14 protein-coding genes are annotated in these 15,200 nt (G+C 59.5%); 6 read left to right on the top strand and 8 right to left on the bottom strand.

All coding sequences use genetic code 11. From position 1 onward, the window contains the following. Positions 1 to 2: 2 nt before the first annotated feature. Positions 3 to 1,901: a peptidoglycan D,D-transpeptidase FtsI family protein gene (locus tag FNT36_RS10540; protein ID WP_144847226.1), complete on the bottom strand. Its 1,899-nt coding sequence runs from the start codon at positions 1,899 to 1,901 to the stop codon at positions 3 to 5. Between the two features lie 270 nt (positions 1,902 to 2,171). Between FNT36_RS10540 and FNT36_RS10535 the strand changes: the two genes are divergently transcribed. Beyond that, positions 2,172 to 3,056: a class I SAM-dependent methyltransferase gene (locus tag FNT36_RS10535; RefSeq protein ID WP_144847224.1), complete on the top strand. Its 885-nt coding sequence runs from the start codon at positions 2,172 to 2,174 to the stop codon at positions 3,054 to 3,056. On the opposite strand, the gene FNT36_RS10530 is transcribed toward FNT36_RS10535, so the two are convergent. Both FNT36_RS10530 and FNT36_RS10525 read right to left on the bottom strand, forming a co-directional pair. Beyond that, positions 3,049 to 3,411: a hypothetical protein gene (locus FNT36_RS10530; protein ID WP_144847222.1), complete on the bottom strand. Its 363-nt coding sequence runs from the start codon at positions 3,409 to 3,411 to the stop codon at positions 3,049 to 3,051. The genes FNT36_RS10535 and FNT36_RS10530 overlap by 8 nt on opposite strands. 19 nt (positions 3,412 to 3,430) lie before the next feature. Continuing rightward, positions 3,431 to 3,739: a hypothetical protein gene (locus FNT36_RS10525; RefSeq protein WP_144847220.1), complete on the bottom strand. Its 309-nt coding sequence runs from the start codon at positions 3,737 to 3,739 to the stop codon at positions 3,431 to 3,433. 95 nt (positions 3,740 to 3,834) lie between these two features. Between FNT36_RS10525 and FNT36_RS10520 the strand changes: the two genes are divergently transcribed. Next, a complete protein-coding gene (locus FNT36_RS10520; RefSeq protein WP_233635825.1) occupies positions 3,835 to 4,785 on the top strand; it encodes a Ppx/GppA phosphatase family protein in 951 nt (316 codons plus the stop codon). A gap of 20 nt (positions 4,786 to 4,805) precedes the next feature. Here FNT36_RS10520 and FNT36_RS10515 read toward each other — a convergent pair whose 3' ends face one another. Continuing rightward, on the bottom strand, positions 4,806 to 5,888 hold the full coding sequence (locus FNT36_RS10515; protein WP_144847218.1) for a zinc-binding metallopeptidase family protein: 1,083 nt from the start codon (positions 5,886 to 5,888) through the stop codon (positions 4,806 to 4,808). A gap of 230 nt (positions 5,889 to 6,118) precedes the next feature. Here FNT36_RS10515 and FNT36_RS10510 point away from each other — a divergent pair, with 230 nt between their 5' ends. The 3 genes from FNT36_RS10510 to FNT36_RS10500 all read left to right on the top strand — a co-directional run bounded on the left by FNT36_RS10510 (position 6,119) and on the right by FNT36_RS10500 (position 9,787). Then, a complete protein-coding gene (locus FNT36_RS10510) occupies positions 6,119 to 7,567 on the top strand; it encodes a circularly permuted type 2 ATP-grasp protein (RefSeq protein ID WP_144847216.1) in 1,449 nt (482 codons plus the stop codon). Between the two features lie 182 nt (positions 7,568 to 7,749). Then, complete coding sequence (locus FNT36_RS10505; protein ID WP_144847214.1) at positions 7,750 to 8,679, top strand: alpha-E domain-containing protein; 930 nt, start codon at positions 7,750 to 7,752, stop codon at positions 8,677 to 8,679. 133 nt (positions 8,680 to 8,812) lie between these two features. After that, complete coding sequence (locus FNT36_RS10500; RefSeq protein WP_144847212.1) at positions 8,813 to 9,787, top strand: transglutaminase family protein; 975 nt, start codon at positions 8,813 to 8,815, stop codon at positions 9,785 to 9,787. A gap of 93 nt (positions 9,788 to 9,880) precedes the next feature. Here FNT36_RS10500 and FNT36_RS10495 read toward each other — a convergent pair whose 3' ends face one another. The 4 genes from FNT36_RS10495 to FNT36_RS10480 form a co-directional block, all read right to left on the bottom strand. Next, positions 9,881 to 11,338: a TonB family protein gene (locus tag FNT36_RS10495; protein ID WP_233635824.1), complete on the bottom strand. Its 1,458-nt coding sequence runs from the start codon at positions 11,336 to 11,338 to the stop codon at positions 9,881 to 9,883. A gap of 426 nt (positions 11,339 to 11,764) precedes the next feature. Then, on the bottom strand, positions 11,765 to 11,953 hold the full coding sequence (locus FNT36_RS10490; protein ID WP_144847208.1) for a hypothetical protein: 189 nt from the start codon (positions 11,951 to 11,953) through the stop codon (positions 11,765 to 11,767). Positions 11,954 to 11,993: 40 nt separating this feature from the next. Further along, entirely contained in the window at positions 11,994 to 13,448 is a 1,455-nt protein-coding gene (locus FNT36_RS10485) for a TonB family protein (RefSeq protein WP_144847206.1), read from the bottom strand. Next, complete coding sequence (locus FNT36_RS10480) at positions 13,445 to 13,858, bottom strand: BlaI/MecI/CopY family transcriptional regulator (protein ID WP_144847204.1); 414 nt, start codon at positions 13,856 to 13,858, stop codon at positions 13,445 to 13,447. Before FNT36_RS10480 ends, FNT36_RS10485 begins: the two co-directional genes overlap by 4 nt. Before the next feature lie 229 nt (positions 13,859 to 14,087). On the opposite strand from FNT36_RS10480, the gene FNT36_RS10475 reads away from it, so the two are divergent. Then, complete coding sequence (locus tag FNT36_RS10475; protein WP_144847202.1) at positions 14,088 to 15,149, top strand: Ldh family oxidoreductase; 1,062 nt, start codon at positions 14,088 to 14,090, stop codon at positions 15,147 to 15,149. The last annotated feature ends 51 nt before the right edge of the window (positions 15,150 to 15,200 follow it).

The raw sequence follows: 15,200 nt of genomic DNA, 5'->3' as shown, positions 1-15,200 counted from the left end.
TACTAGCGCCTCTGGCTCGCCAAATTCCCACATCGCAGCCAGTTCTCCCACTTCTTGCGCTTCGGCGCAATGTGGCCTTTTAAGTACTTCTCCATCACGAGTGCAGCGCAAGGCGCGGCCGACAGGCCGCCGAAACCCGCATTTTCAATGTAAACGGCCACCACAATCTTGGGCTTATTTGCCGGGGCGAAGCCTGCAAAGGTGGCGTGGTCGTCGCCTTCGTCGTTTTGCACAGTGCCGGTTTTGCCAGCTACTGTGATGCCGACATCGGCAAGGCTGGCCAGCTCGGCGGTGCCACCGCGCTGCATGGCGGCCATCATGCCGGGCACCAAGGCGGCAATGTTGGCGCTATCGACTAGGGTGCGGTGCTTTTCGAGAAAGCGCGGCAGCGGCTTGCCCGTGCGGCCGATGGCCTTCACGAAATGGGGCGTGATGTACCAGCCCCGATTGGCAATAATGGCTTGCACATTCGCCATTTGCAGGCCGGTCAGATTGATTTCGCCTTGCCCGATGCTGAGTGAGTAAATAGACTTAAACGTCCAGTTCTTGGTGCGGCGTGCCTTGTCGTAATACGCTGGCGTGGGTAAAAAGCCGGGCTGCTCGCGGGCAATGTCCACACCCAGCAACGTGTCGAGGCCAAACGAGCGCACGTAGCGCCGCCACGCGCCTAGATTGGTGTGGCGGGCCGCCACGGTGTCGGCCAGCGTGGCCGCCGAGTCGGGCCTAGGGTCTACCACAGCGCGCAGCGTTTGATAGAAATAGGGGTTGCAACTGTATTTCAGGGCCAGCGTGAGGTTGCGCGCCTGCGGGTGCTGGTGCACGCAATTGATGAGCGACTGGTCGCAGGGGAACGAGGTATCATTGGTAATGGCCCCGAGCTGCAAGGCCACGGCGGCATTCACGAGTTTGAACACCGAGCCGGGTGGGCTAGCAGCCACGGCGGGCCGGTTGAGCAGCGGGCGGTTTTCGCGGTCTTGCAGCAGGGCGCGGCGCTCGGGGTTGCGGCCGGGCGCGGTGAGCACGGCGGGGTCGTAGCTAGGGGCCGACACACAGGCCAAGATTTCGCCGGTGCTAGGCTCTAGGGCCACGATGTAGCCGCGGCGCTCGCCCAGCAGGCGCTCGGCATAGGCTTGCAGCTTGGCATCGAGGCTCAAATGCAAGTCTTGCCCGGCCTGATAGATAGTATCGGCGGCCCAACGGCCGTGCACGCGGCCGTGCCCATCGGTGCGCGGGTGGTAGGCACCCCGGTGGCCGGTCAGCAGAGTATTATAATAACCCTCGATGCCGGGGTTGCGCAGGCGGTAGTAGCGGCCGCGCTCCAGCTTTTGGGCCAGGTACAGAAACGGCGCCGCGGCGGCTGGTTGGTAGCCCAGCACCGGCGCGGCCACCTGCGTGAGGTAGGTGCGCTCGCGGCGGCGGCGCACCGTTAGGCCCGGCCACTCGGCGGCGTGGTGGCGCAGGCTAGCTGCTTCGGGCTGCGTGAGGGTCAGCTCGATGGGCCAGCGCTGCACCCTAGGTGGGGCGGGCTTGGGCTTGGCCGTATCAGGAGGCATATTGCCCAGCGAATCGGGTACTAGCTCGGGGCGGCGGGGCGGCGGCCCTGCTGGCAGCCGGGCCGCAAATACCCGCGCCTGCAACGCACCGTCAGGCCAGCCCATGAGCTGGTTGAAAGCCACCGTATCGAATTCAGCCAGCTTGGGCAGCGTGAGGGTGTAGTGCGCCCGCGTAGCCACCAGCGGCTCGCCGTGGCGGTCGAGCAATTGCCCCCGAATGGGCTCGTATACCTCGCGGCAGTCGTAGTAGTCTTCGGCTGGGGCTGAGGCAGTTGGAGCCGAGCACGCGGCGAGGCCGCCTAGGGTAGTTAGTAGCGCAAGAAAAGTGGGTAAGCGGGTGGGAAACATCAAGTAAAGTTACGGCTGAGGCAAGGAGCTTGCCCGTGACTTCGGCGAACGGCGGCTACCCCTCTTTAAAGCAGGAATTGAACACGCTGTACTCACTACTAACCCTTGAAAATTGGCTGTCATGCTGAACTGGCGACGCCTCTCCTCAGGTAAGTAGTACCGCTGCATGCGATAAGCTGCATCACCCGCGTAGCATGACAGCCAGTTTTTAACGCGTGGCCTAGCGCACTGTTACCTAATAGCGCCGCCGGGCGGCCGTACTTTTGTGCTGTGTACGACTTCCTCACTACCTCGCCCTGGCCCGACTATGAGCTGCTCGACAGCGGCAACTTTCAGAAGCTCGAACGCTTCGGCAAGTATGTGCTGGCCCGCCCCGAGCCCCAGGCCATTTGGGACACGGCCCTGCCCGCCAGCGAGTGGCAGCGCGCCGATGCCACCTTTGCCCGCGCCCCTGGCAGCACCGAAAAAGGCCAGTGGAGCCTCAAAAAAGGCATGCCCGAGCAGTGGGTTATCGGCTACGAGCGGCCCGATGGCTTGAAGTTGCGCTTCCGCCTGGGTTTATCCTCATTTAAGCACGTAGGGCTATTTCCAGAGCAAGACCCCAACTGGCAATTTATTTATAACCAGACCCGTAAGCGCCAAGCCAAGCTGCCTAGGGTGCTCAACCTGTTTGCCTACACTGGCGCGGCCACGCTGGCCGCCCGCGCCGCCGGGGCCGACGTGACGCACCTCGACTCGGTGAAGCAGGTTAACTTCTGGGCCCGCGACAACATGGAGGCCAGTGGCCTCGACGGCGTGCGCTGGCTGGTTGAAGACGCCATGAAATACGTGCGCCGCGAGGTGAAGCGCGGCAGCAAATACCAGGGCCTCATCCTGGACCCGCCCGCCTACGGCCGCGGCCCCAACGGCGAGAAGTGGCAGCTAGAAGACGAGCTCAACGAGATGCTCAAGCTCAGCCAGCAGCTGCTCGACCCCGAGGACCATTTTCTGGTGATAAACTTGTATTCGCTGGGCTTTTCGGGCTTGATATTGGACAATCTGACCCAGGCCATTTTCCCCGGCAAGAAGGCTGTGCGCGAGTTGGGCGAAATCTATTTGCACGACGCCAACAAGCGCAAGCTGCCGCTGGGCACGTTCTGCCGCTTTGCTACCTAGGCGCACCCTGCGGCAGCGGACGGTTGAGCCAGTGGTGGAATAGCCAAGCACCCAGCCCATAAGCTAGCACATCGAATGGGTCGGCGACGGCGCGGGGTGACCACAGCGGCAGCAATCCCTCAAACCATACTGATACGCCCGCCCACGCTCCAACCAGCCACGCCACCGGCAGGGTACCGCACCGGTCTATCAGGCCGCGGTGCGCGGCCAGCGCCAGGCTCAGTAGCAGCGGCAGGCATAGCAAGTCGCCTAGGTAAGAGCTGACCAGGGTGGGCAGTGGCTGGTGCAGCCAGCCGTGATTGAGCCGCAGGGCAGCATAGAGCAGCGCGGCGCCCACCATCAGCGGGTGGTGCAAGTGGCTATACCATTTCTCGCTAGCCCGCCGCAATCGTCGCTACCCAGATAAAAAATGACAGCAGCGCGATGAACAGCAGCTGGCCACCCCGGACTATCCACTTCAAAAACCGTATGATGGCCGAATCGTCGGGGTGAATCTGGATAAGGCGTATCCTAGATGCTGCATTTTTGTGGGCTGTGGCGGCTTCTTGCCGGGCACGGTTGCTGGCCTGGGGGTCAAGGAGCTTGCCGCAGTGCGAGCAGCGGTCGTTGGGCTGCATATCCCACTCCGACCACTGCTCGCAGAAAGGGCATTTCTTAGTGGAAACCAATTTTTCCTCATCCATTATTCATTTTACGCAGAGCTCAGCCACAACGTTTATAAGACCGGCCGCTATCTTGCGCCGATGCCCCGCTGCATCTGCTTTCTCTTTGCTTCTATATGCACGCTCCCGTACTGCACCGCCGCTTGGCGCTTATTGACATGGGTACCAATACCTTCCACCTGCTTATTGTGGAAGACCGGCCGGGCCAGCCGCCGCACACTTTAGTGCGCACCAAAGTAGGCGTGCGCCTAGGTGAAGGTGGTATCAGCCAGGGCGAAATAGCACCCGCGCCCTACGCCCGCGCCCTGCAAACGCTGCGCGGCTTTAAGGAAGAAATAGAACTTCACCAGGTGACGGAGGTGCGCGCCACGGCCACCAGCGCCATGCGCGTGTCGCGCAACGGCTCCGACCTAGTGCGCGACATCCTGGACCAAACCGGCATTCAGGTAGAGGTAATCGGTGGCGAGCGCGAGGCCGAGCTCATTGCCAAAGGCATCCGGCAAGCGGTGGCCCTAGGTACCGAAAAACACCTGCTGATGGACATCGGCGGCGGCTCGGTCGAGTTCATCATTGCCAACGAGGACACCATTTTCTGGAAGCAGAGCTTTGAGATTGGCGCGCAGCGGCTGCTCGATAAGTTCTTCACCGAGCCTAGCGGCGTGTTTCCGCGCGAAAGCCTGCGCGCCCAAATCGCCTACCTAGCCGAAACGCTGACGCCGCTCACGGCGGCCGTGGCCGAGCACAAGCCGCTAGCCGGGCTAGTGGGCAGTTCGGGCAGCTTCGATACGCTGGCCGACCTTACGGTGGGCCGCGTGCGCAAGGAAGCCGAACTGCCGCCCAGCACCTGGCTGTCGGTGTCCAACTTTGAGCAACACTTCGCCCAGTTGCTCACCCTCAACCATGACGAGCGTGTGGCCCTACCAGGTATGTTTCCGATGCGGGCCGACATGCTGGTGGTAGCCAGCGTTATTGTGGAATACGTGTTGAAAACGTATGGTTTAACGCGCATTACGACCTCGGCTTTTGCTTTGAAAGAAGGCCTGCTGGCCGAGTTGCTAGGCAAGTAGCTCGGACTACAAAGCCCGAACTACTTTTTGCTAGACTCTAGCCCTACCCTATCACCGGCCACTTTGTGGATGAAGGCGAGCTTGCGCTGCACATCGGGGCTGATGATGAAGGGGTATGGGTCGGGTTGGCCCATGCTGCGGTTGAGGCTGTTGAGCGCGAAAGTGAGCGGCAGCCACATGGCCATAATCTGGCCAAAATCAGCTACTTGATAGGGGTCTTGAATGGCGGCGCGCAGGCCTTGCTCTGATAGTTCTTCGAGGGGCTCGAGGCGCAGGCCGTAGGCCGAGCCCGTTTGCAGCGTGTCGATGATGTGGAGGTAGTGGGCCCAGGTTTCGGCCCAGTCTTCCCAGGGGTGGCTGGTGGCGTAAGCACTGATGAAGTGCTGCTGCCAGTCGGGCGGGGCGCCCTGGGCGTAGTGCCTTTTAAGGGCTTCGCCGTAGTCCTGGCGGTCGTCGCCAAAAAGCTGCCGAAATTCCTCTAGGTGGGGCGACTTGGCAATAAGACGGTCCCAATAATAATGGCCCACCTCGTGGCGGAAGTGACCTAGCAGCGTACGATACAGCTCGTGCATGGCCTGCCGAGCCTGCTCGCGCTCGATAGCATCTGCCTCAGCTATATTAATGGTAATTAACCCGTTGTCGTGGCCCGTCATGACGCGTTGCTCGGGGCTTTCGTCGGCTTTGAAATCAAATTGCAAGCCTTCGTCGGGGTACACGCGCTTGCTCACCACGGGTAGGTGTAGGCACAGTAGGCTGTATACAAGGCGGTGCTTGGCCACTTCGATACTCTGCCAGCGCTGCAAGAAGCCGGGTTGCCCTAGGTCAGGAATGGTGCGATTGAGGTCGCAAGCCAGGCAGAAGGGCGTGGCGCTATCTGTGGGCACCAACCAGTTGCAAGCGTCGTGCTGGTGGTTTTGGCAATAAGCGTATGTGCTGCTAGCCGGCTCGTTATAAATACGATAGGTGCGACCGTCGGGCTCGGCTACCAGTGGGCGCAGCTGGAGCTGGGTAGATTCAAAACCCAGTGGGTAGTGGCATTTTTCGCACTGGCTGTTTTCAAAATATACTACTTGCCCGCAGTGGGTGCAGCTAAAGAGTTTCACACAGAAGTTGGCTTGATACGTTGGCTATGAACGGACAAGCGGCGGGGAAGTTGAGTACTAAACAGCGGCAAGTGTTAGCAATCATCATTTTTCAGGTGACTGTATCATTTAAGGGCATTGCTATACTATTCAGCTATATTTTTAAATTTTACGTTGTTTATTTAGCCCCTAGGGTATCTACAGAATATAATTTACTTTGAAGAGACCCCCGAACTTATACCACCTGCGCTATGCCGAACAATCCGCTTTTAAGTTCTTATGCCGAGCAGCCCCAGGTATGGGATGAGATGTTTCAGGCCGGTGCGGTGCGGCCCGAATACCAGGCCTTCGTGGCAGCGCTTGAAAACCTAGCTGGCGCCGAAATGACCCGCAAGGACGAATTGGCTAAAAAGCTTTTTATGAGCCAGGGTATCACCTTCACGGTGTACAGCAGCGGCGAGGGCATAGAGAAGATTTTTCCGTTCGACGTTATTCCGCGCATCATCTCTAATAGCGAGTGGCTGCGCATCGAGGCGGGCATCAAGCAGCGGCTGAAGGCGCTGAATATCTTTCTAAAAGATATTTATCACCAACAGTTTATCTTGAAGGATGGCGTGGTACCGGCGGCGCTCGTATACTCGTGCCCGCAGTTTTTGCGCGAAATGATGAATGTGCAGGTGCCGCACGACGTGTACACGCACATTGCGGGCGTGGACCTCATACGGGACCACGACGGCGAGTTTTACGTGCTTGAGGACAACCTGCGCACGCCCTCCGGGGTGTCGTACATGCTGGAGAATCGCAGCATCACGTACCGCATTTTCCCCGACTTACTGCCCAAAAGCAACGTTCTACCGGTCAAAGGCTACCCCGATTTGCTGTACCGTAATTTGCAAGCACTGGCCGACCACCAGACCAGCGACCCCACGGTGGTACTGCTCTCGCCGGGCATCTACAACTCGGCGTATTTTGAGCACAGCACCTTGGCGCGCCTCATGGGCATTCAGCTGGTGGAGGGCCGCGACCTCATCGTGCACAACCACTTTGTGTACATGAAAACCACGAAGGGGCTGGAAAAAGTAGACGTTATCTACCGCCGCGTCGATGATGAGTTTCTCGACCCGCTCGCCTTCCGGCCCGACAGCGCCCTCGGGGTGCCGGGCCTGTACTGGGCCTACCGCAAGGGCAACGTAGCTATTGCCAACGCCATGGGCAACGGCGTGGCCGATGACAAAGCCGTGTACTGCTACGTGCCCGACATGATACGCTACTACCTAGGCGAGGAGCCAATTTTGAAAAACGTGCCCACCTACCAGCTCGAAAATGCCGAGCACCGCGAGCTGGTTTTTAAGGACATGGACAAGATGGTGATTAAGCGCACCAACGAGAGCGGCGGCTACGGCATGCTCATCGGCAGCGCCGCTACGGAGGCCGAGATGGCCGATTTCCGCCAAGCCATTCTGGGCGACCCGCGCAGCTTCATTGCCCAGCCCATTATCAGCCTCTCGTCTACGCCGTGCTATATCGATGGCAAACTGCAACCTAGGCGCATCGACCTGCGGCCGTTTGCGCTGTGCGGGCCTTCGGGCATTGATATTGTGCCCGGCGGGCTCACGCGGGTAGCCCTACGAGAAGGGTCGTTGATTGTGAATTCGTCGCAGGGCGGAGGCAGCAAGGATACGTGGGTGCTGGGCAATTAAGCGCTAGCGTGTAACCCCACCCCCAGCCCCCTGCCCTCCAGGAGAGGGGGAGCCTAACATAATTAGACAGCTCTTTACTACTTATAAACAACACTTTACCCAAAGCTTACCACTATCGTCAGGCTCCCCCTCTCCCGGAGGGGAGGGGGCCGGGGGGTGGGGTTACACGCTAGCACAACCCTATGCTTTCTCGCGTTGCCGACACTATCTACTGGCTGGGCCGCTACATGGAGCGCACCCAGGCCATGCTGCAGGTTATTCGTATTCAATACATTGCTTCGCAAGACGAGCCGCACTATTGGGGCTGGCTGCCGCTGCTGTATGCCTTCGGCGACCTCAGCGACGAGGACATCGCCAAAAAGGCGCCGCACACGCCGCAGGTGCTCTACCATCTCATTTTTGACCGCGAAAACGGGGCGTCGGTGTATCACAACATCGTGCGGGGCCGTGAGAATGCGCGCGCCGTGCAAGACCACATTACGAAGGAGGTGTGGCAGAGCCTCAACGACTACTACCACCTCATCAGGCGCGACGACATGGCGCACCTTACCCTTGGCGAAGACCCCGTATCGGGCCTCGATGCGCTTACGCAGCAGAGCGTGTTGTATGTGGGCACGGTCCAAAACACCATGCCCCGCGATGAAGGCTACCTCTACCTCAAGCTAGGCAAGTTTCTGGAGCGCGCACTGCAAACGGTTGACCTACTGCGCATCAATCAGCATTTATTTGACCAGGAAAACGTGGCGCACTCGCCCGAGCTGCGCTACTTGCTCTACGGTCTGCTGGGCTATGAGCTGTACGTCAAAACCTACCAGGGCCAGATTGACGCCACTAGCGTGCTAGAACTAGTGCTCTACAATTCAGACTTTCCGCACTCGTTGCGCTACAGCCTCGAGCAACTGCTGCGCTACTGCGAGCGCCTCAAGGACAAAAGCCGGCCCGAGAGCTACGAGCAGCTGCGCTTTCTCATTGGCAAGGCGCGCACTACGGTGGCCTACAGCACGATGCATGCACAGCAGCCCGGCGCCCTAGGTCAGTTTTTGGGCCAAGTGCGAGGTGAACTGCTGGACGTGACGGCCGCCTTGAGCAACCTGTACTTTGGCAACGGCTAAGGTACCCTAACGCGTCTGTCCTTGCGCGCACCGGGCCGGGCAGCAAGCGCACTAAGGATGGCGCGGCTCAATAAGTGCGCTTGCTGCCCGGCCCGGTGCGCGCAAGGACAAAATCGACTTGCTATTTAAACTTATGCCTACCTATAAAATCCTGCACCGCACGCGCTACGCCTACGCCGCGCCAGTTACCGACTGCACCAACCAGCTAATGATATACCCGCTGCCCGACCACCGGCTGACGGTAAAGAGCCATACCGTGAGCATCACGGGGCAGCCAGAGGTGGCGCTGTTCACCGATTATTTCGGCAATCAGGTCGGCGTTTTCTCACTCATTGCGCCGCATTCCGAGCTGCTGATTGAGTCGGTGGCCGAGGTCGAAACGCGTGCCATCCAGTTTCCGATGGATGAGGAACCCGCCGCTACGCAGTGGGAAAACCTGGCCAACCTGCGCACCGATGTAGCCTTCATGGACTTCCTAAAATCGCCGCATTCGGAGCTGGAGGCCGAGTTGCGGACGGCACTAGGGGGCATTGTCACTTTTGGGGCTAAGCCGCTGAAGCAGGCACTCGAACTCTCCGAATATGTGCACGATAAGTTTGAGTACCGCCAGGGCGTAACCAGCATCGAAACGCCCATTGAAGAAATCTGGCGGCTGCGGGCGGGCGTGTGCCAAGACTTTGCGCACATGCTGCTCTACTTGCTGCGCCTTATGGGGCTGCCGGCCCGCTACGTGAGCGGCTACGTGTGCCCCCGCCAAGAGGGCGTGCGTGGGGCGGGCGCTACCCACGCCTGGGTCGAGGTTTACGTACCGTTCTACGGCTGGCTGGGCCTCGACCCCACCAACAACTGCATCGTGAATGACGGGCACGTGCGCATGGCCATCGGCCGCGAGTTTGCCGACTGCACGCCCACTAAAGGCACTTACAAAGGCACCGGCGCACATACCTTGGAAGTTTCGGTGCACATTGAAAACGGCACCCCTCGCCTACCCGACGAAGTAACCGAGGCGCCGGTGTACGTGCAGCAGTCGCCCGCCGCTGAGGCCCCGGTCAACTCGTACCGCAAATACCTGCTGTGGGAGCAGCAACAGCAACAACAGCAGCAGTAGTCGAGGTACCGCGCAATTAAAAGCCCGCCGGGCGGGCCTGAGGGCTTACCCGGCGGGCTTTATTTCTTCTAGTGGTATTTAGCCACGTAGAGCTTATAGAAATGTTACGGGCACAGTAAAGCTTACTGCAACTGGCTTACCGTCTTGCCGGCCGGGCTCAAAGCGGGGTAGCTGCTGTATAGAAGCTAACACGGCATTATCGAGGGCTGGGTTTAAGCCTTTCACGATTTTAGTCTCCCGCACTTCGCCTTTCTCATTTACTGTAAACTGCGCAAAAACCTTGCCTTTCGGAGTATTCCCCTTAGTCATTGACTTTGGATACTCCACGTTCTGGCGAATGGTATTCACGATAGCTGCCTGCCCGCCTCCACCGGGTAGTTGCGGCATTTGCTCTACGTATGTGAATACCTTTTTACCGCCGCTAGTAGTTGGTTGAGGAGGCGCGGGGCGCACTGGCACTCGCGTCACGGTTACTACCGCTTCGCCCGGTTTATTCCCATAAATGATATTGACCTGCTGCGTAGTGCCCGGCTCATACTTGCCACCTGTTCGTATAGAATCTTCGCGCTCAGCTATGCGTGTTTTACGAGCGATATCATCTTGCCAAGCTTTTTGCTGCGCGGCGCTAGGCACTGGCCCGCCCTGCGCCAGCGCGGCGTGGCTACCGAGAAAGAATAATCCACCTAGGGCGGGCAACACGAGCCACTGCTTCCAGCGGCGCACGGGAACTTGATTCTGCAACATAGCAATGCGGGTGAGGGTGAAGGAAAAAGTGAAGGGCTGGAGTAGTGTGGAATACGCTACCCCACTCAGTTGCTGGGCTGCCAAGCGAGCTAGCAAGGTGGGGTAAACCATCTCTTGGGAAGCGCCCCCAGCGGCGGCTCGGTCGGCGAGCAACTCGTGGGTGAGGCGCAGGGCCGGCAGCAGCAGATGGGCAAAAGGATTGGGCCAGAGCACAGCCCGCCACGCTTCGAGCCACAGCACATCGAAGGTGTGGCGCTGCTGCACGTGGGCCAGCTCGTGGGTGAGCACGGCCGCGGCCTCGGCGGGCAGTAGGTGGGCCGTTTCATCCCAGAAAACGACCCGGCCGAATGAACTGACCGGCAGTTGCCCGCCGGTGTAGGCCAGCACATAGCTGGACCGCACCTCGCGCGGCAGGCGGCGGGCCAGCCACCACAGCCGCCCTACCTGCCAGGCCAACCGTCCCAGCCCTAGGGCTACCCCAGCGAGGTAAACGGCCCCAAGCCATTCCCATGCCGACCACCCAGCGCTAGAGGCTGCTACTGGCTCAGTCTGCACCACTGGCAGCAGTACCGCCGCTACACCAGTTTTGCTGGTAGCCACGGCCACAGTGGAGCTGTTGAGCCACAGCGGCAGCGCCGGGCGCGGCAGCAGGGGCAGCGCAGCCGCTAGCAGCGGGGCCAGCAGCAAGAAGGCCCGGTTGTAGCCGAAGCAGCGCTCGCCGCGCAGCGCCAGCCGGTACACCAGCCACAAAGCACCTAGGGGCAGCAACGTGCCCACCAGCCAGATTAGCAGGGAGAAAATGCTCATAGTTACGGGTCGGCTTTGAAGGTGGCTTTGCCAGCGAGTGCGGGCTGCGTAAACGAGCTGCCGAGATAGCCGCCCAGTAGCTTGTGCAGCGCAAAGCGGCGGTAGTCGTCCTGTGCCACTAAGGCGTGGTAGCGGTAGGCTCATAGCCCACGAAGCCCTTTTGTTCTAGCATCCTCCTGGAGGTAAGCACCTAGGGCATTTGTGAAATTTGCTGGCAAATACTTTACTACCGGGCAGGGTTTTGCCAGGAGCCACTTTCGGGCATTTATGCTTGCTCGTAACTGCGTTTAAAATGGCTTATCGGCTGAGGAAGCAGTGGAATGAAGCTCCTAGCAACGCTACTCGCATTTACTTTTTGATGCACTAACAGCCAGCAAAAGAGGCGGTGCAACAGTTTGCACTGCCTCTCTTTCTTAAAAGCTGCTTTTAAAAATCCTTCTCGGTTAAAGGCTTCCTAGGTAGGCAGCGCACTATTATCCCAAGTGCTAGCGCCACGCCATAGCACAGCCAGAAGCTACTCTTGGTAATGTGGTGACCGAAGCGCAGGGCGGCCACCGCGAGCAGCAGCCCGGTGAGAAACAGGTAGAAGGCTATTTGCAAGCGAGGCGTTTTCATAGCTGATGCCGCTTTGAATTATAGTATTATCGTTGATTACCTAGCGCTTGACCACCTTTATAGGCACGGTAAAGGATACCGCAACGTTTTGTCCATCCTGCTTGCCAGGCGTGAAGCGCGGAAGCTTTTGCACAGCTATTATCGCCGCCTTATCAACGACAGCATCTAGCCCTTTTACCACGCTAGCATCTTCCACTATACCATCACTGTCCACTGTAAACTTAATGAACACCCTCCCCTCGCTTGTGGTCTCAGCAGGGTATTCAAAGTTCTTCTGTATAGCCTCTAAGATAGCCTGCTGCCCACCTCCATCAGGCAGCTCTGGCATTTGCTCGACGAAGGCATACACTTTTGCGCCGCTTTTGCTGAACTCAGGAGGAAGTGGGCGCGGGGCGGGTATCCGGGTAATGGTAACTACCTCCTCTCCCGGCTTATCCATGTACTTGATGTTAACCTGCTGCACAGTGCCTGGTTCAAACTTGCCGCCTGTGCGCAATGAGTCTTCATATAGTGCTGCGCGCACCTTACGCTGAAGCTCCTCTTTGTTCGCTTTTTGCTGCGCTGCGCTAGGCACTGGTCCACCCTGCGCAAGCGCCACATGGCTACCGAGAAAGAACAACCCACTTAGGGCGGGCAACACGAGCCACTGCTTCCAGCGGCGCACGGGATTCTGATTTTGCAACATGGCAATGCGGGTGAGGGTGAAGGAAAATGTGAAGGGTTGAAGCAACGGAGAATACGCCGGGCCACTGAGCCGCTGGGCCGCTAGCCGCGCCAGTAGTGTGGGGTAGGTAGCCGGCTGGGCCGCACTGCTGGCGGCTGCGGCATCGGCCAGCAGTTCGTGAGTGAGGCGCAGGGCCGGCAGTAGCAAGTGCACAAAAGGATTGGGCCAGAGCAGGGCCCGCCATGCTTCGAGCCATAGTACATCGGTGGTGTGACGCTGCTGCACGTGGGCCAGCTCGTGGGTGAGCACCGCAGCGGCTTCGGCAGGAGGCAAGCTGGCCGTTTCATCCCAGAAAACGACCCGGCCAAACGAGCTAGCCGGCAGCCGCCCTCCGGTGTAGGCCAGCACGTAGCCGGGTCGTACCTCGCGGGGCAGGCGGCGGGCCAGCCACCACAGGCGCCCCACCTGCCAGGCTAATCGCCCGAGTCCTAGGACTACCCCAGCTAGGTAGATAGCCCCAAGCCACTCCCACGCTGACCACCCGGCGGCAGCAGGAGCCGCTACTGGCTCAGCCTGCACCACTGGCAGCAGCACCGCCGCTACTCCAGGTTTGTTGGTGGCTACGGCCATGGCGGAGCTGTTGAGCCACAGCGGCAGGGCGGGGCGCGGCAGCAGAGGCAGCGTGACTGCTAGCGCCGGGGTTAGGAGTAAGAACGCGCGGTTGTAGCCGAAGCAGCGCTCGCCGCGCAGCGCCAGCCGGTACACTAGCCATAGGATACCTAGGGGCGGCAGCGTACCCGCCAGCCAAGTCAGGAGGAAGGGCGCGCTCATGACTGTGGGTCGTTGTCGGGGATAGTTGGCGAGGTGGGCGGGGCATCGGCTTGGGCCTGGCGCAGCAGGGCGTCGAGCTGGGCGGCGTCGAGGTTTTCGTCTTGGGCGAAAAAGGAAACCAGTTGTGTAAACGAGCCGCCGAAGTAGCCGCGCAGCAGCTTGCGTAGGGAAAAACGGCGATATTCGTCCTGCGCCACCAGGGCGTGGTAGCGGTAGCCGCGCCCCACCGGCTCGTAGCCGACGAAGCCCTTTTGCTCTAGTATTCGCACGATAGTGCTCACGGTAGTAAGCGCTGGCTGGGGCGCGGGCAGGTCGGCCAGCACGTCCTTCACGGCGCTGGGGCCGCGCCGCCAGAGTATCTGCATCACTTGCTCTTCGGCACGGGTGAGCTCAGGAAAGGGAGTAGACATAAGCATTTGATTTGCTTGACAAAACGAAGTACGTACATTTTCAACGTAAATATTAGTTTATAACTAATATTTACGTTGAAAATGTATAAAATACTGATTTACAGGCCATAAATTTTACATAAAACTACTTGGCCGCTAACGTCTTTTACAAAGGGCCAGTAGGTTTGTATTCCATCAATCTTGCCCTAGCGCTGCGACATAGCGCGCCAATGGGCAGCTTGTTCCTGCCATGAAGTTCTCTTATCAACAGCTTTTCACCTTCGCCGAGCAAGTATTTCTGAGCATCGGCTGCCCGCCCGATGATGCCACGCTAGCCACTGAAACCCTGCTTTCAGCCGATTTGCGGGGCGTCGATTCGCACGGCGTGGCGCGGCTTTCGGGCTACGTGCGCCTCTGGGAGGCGGGCCGCATCAACACGACCCCCAGGGTGGGCGTCACTTACGAAACGCCCAGCACGGCCGTGGTCGATGGCGATGGTGGCCTAGGCCTCGTGGTGGGCCCCAAGGCCATGCGCGTGGCCATGCACAAGGCCGAGCAAGTGGGTACCGGCTGGGTGTCGGTGAAGAACTCCAATCACTTCGGCATCGCAGGCTACCACGCCATGCTAGCCCTAGCGCAAGACATGATAGGAGTGGCTATGACCAACGCCTCGCCGCTGGTGGCACCCACCTATTCGCTCGAACGGCTCCTAGGCACCAACCCCATTGCGGTGGCCGTGCCCGCCGGCGAGCAGCCCGATTTTGTGCTCGACATGGCTACCACTACCGCCGCCAATGGTAAGCTTGAGATAGCGCAGCGCAAGAACTTGCCCATCCCCGAAGGCTGGGCGCAGGATGCTGAAGGCCGCCCCAGCACCGACGCCAACGCCGTGAAAAATGGCGGCGCCTTGCAGCCCCTAGGTGGTGCCACCGGCTCGCACAAAGGCTACGGTCTTGGCGCTGTAGTCGACATCTTTTCGGCCGTGCTCAGCGGCGCCAATTATGGGCCGTGGGTACCGCCGTTCGTGGCTTTCTTGCAGCCTTCGGCCAACCCCGTGGGCCAGGGCCTAGGTCACTTCTTTGGGGCGATGCGCGTCGATGCTTTCCGCCCCGCCGATGAGTTTAAAAGCCACATGGACAACTGGATAAAAACTTTCCGCGAAGCCAAAGCTGTAGAAGGCCAGCGCGTCCTCATCCCCGGCGACCCTGAGCGTGAAATGGCGGCGCACCGGCTCCTAGATGGCTTGCCTCTGCTCGATGCGGTAGTGAAGGATTTGGAAACTGTGGGCGCGAAGTTTGGGGTACAGCTCTAGCTTTTCGTTAAAGCAACCAAACAAAAACCGTCTGTCATGCTGAGCTCCGCG

The organism is Hymenobacter setariae, from assembly GCF_007713685.1.
Lineage (GTDB): Bacteria > Bacteroidota > Bacteroidia > Cytophagales > Hymenobacteraceae > Hymenobacter > Hymenobacter setariae.
Note: the sequence above shows the minus strand (reverse complement) of the source record. Positions and strands in the feature narration are given on the sequence as shown.

What these genes read in the sequence shown, in the direction of transcription:
- FNT36_RS10540 (WP_144847226.1), bottom strand. Translation starts at nt 1,901, where the DNA reads ATGTTTCCCACCCGCTTACCCACTTTTCTTGCGCTACTAACTACCCTA.
- FNT36_RS10525 (WP_144847220.1), bottom strand. Translation starts at nt 3,739, where the DNA reads ATGGATGAGGAAAAATTGGTTTCCACTAAGAAATGCCCTTTCTGCGAG.
- FNT36_RS10520 (WP_233635825.1), top strand. Translation starts at nt 3,835, where the DNA reads ATGCACGCTCCCGTACTGCACCGCCGCTTGGCGCTTATTGACATGGGT.
- FNT36_RS10510 (WP_144847216.1), top strand. Translation starts at nt 6,119, where the DNA reads ATGCCGAACAATCCGCTTTTAAGTTCTTATGCCGAGCAGCCCCAGGTA.
- FNT36_RS10505 (WP_144847214.1), top strand. Translation starts at nt 7,750, where the DNA reads ATGCTTTCTCGCGTTGCCGACACTATCTACTGGCTGGGCCGCTACATG.
- FNT36_RS10500 (WP_144847212.1), top strand. Translation starts at nt 8,813, where the DNA reads ATGCCTACCTATAAAATCCTGCACCGCACGCGCTACGCCTACGCCGCG.
- FNT36_RS10495 (WP_233635824.1), bottom strand. Translation starts at nt 11,338, where the DNA reads ATGAGCATTTTCTCCCTGCTAATCTGGCTGGTGGGCACGTTGCTGCCC.
- FNT36_RS10490 (WP_144847208.1), bottom strand. Translation starts at nt 11,953, where the DNA reads ATGAAAACGCCTCGCTTGCAAATAGCCTTCTACCTGTTTCTCACCGGG.
- FNT36_RS10485 (WP_144847206.1), bottom strand. Translation starts at nt 13,448, where the DNA reads ATGAGCGCGCCCTTCCTCCTGACTTGGCTGGCGGGTACGCTGCCGCCC.
- FNT36_RS10480 (WP_144847204.1), bottom strand. Translation starts at nt 13,858, where the DNA reads ATGTCTACTCCCTTTCCTGAGCTCACCCGTGCCGAAGAGCAAGTGATG.
- FNT36_RS10475 (WP_144847202.1), top strand. Translation starts at nt 14,088, where the DNA reads ATGAAGTTCTCTTATCAACAGCTTTTCACCTTCGCCGAGCAAGTATTT.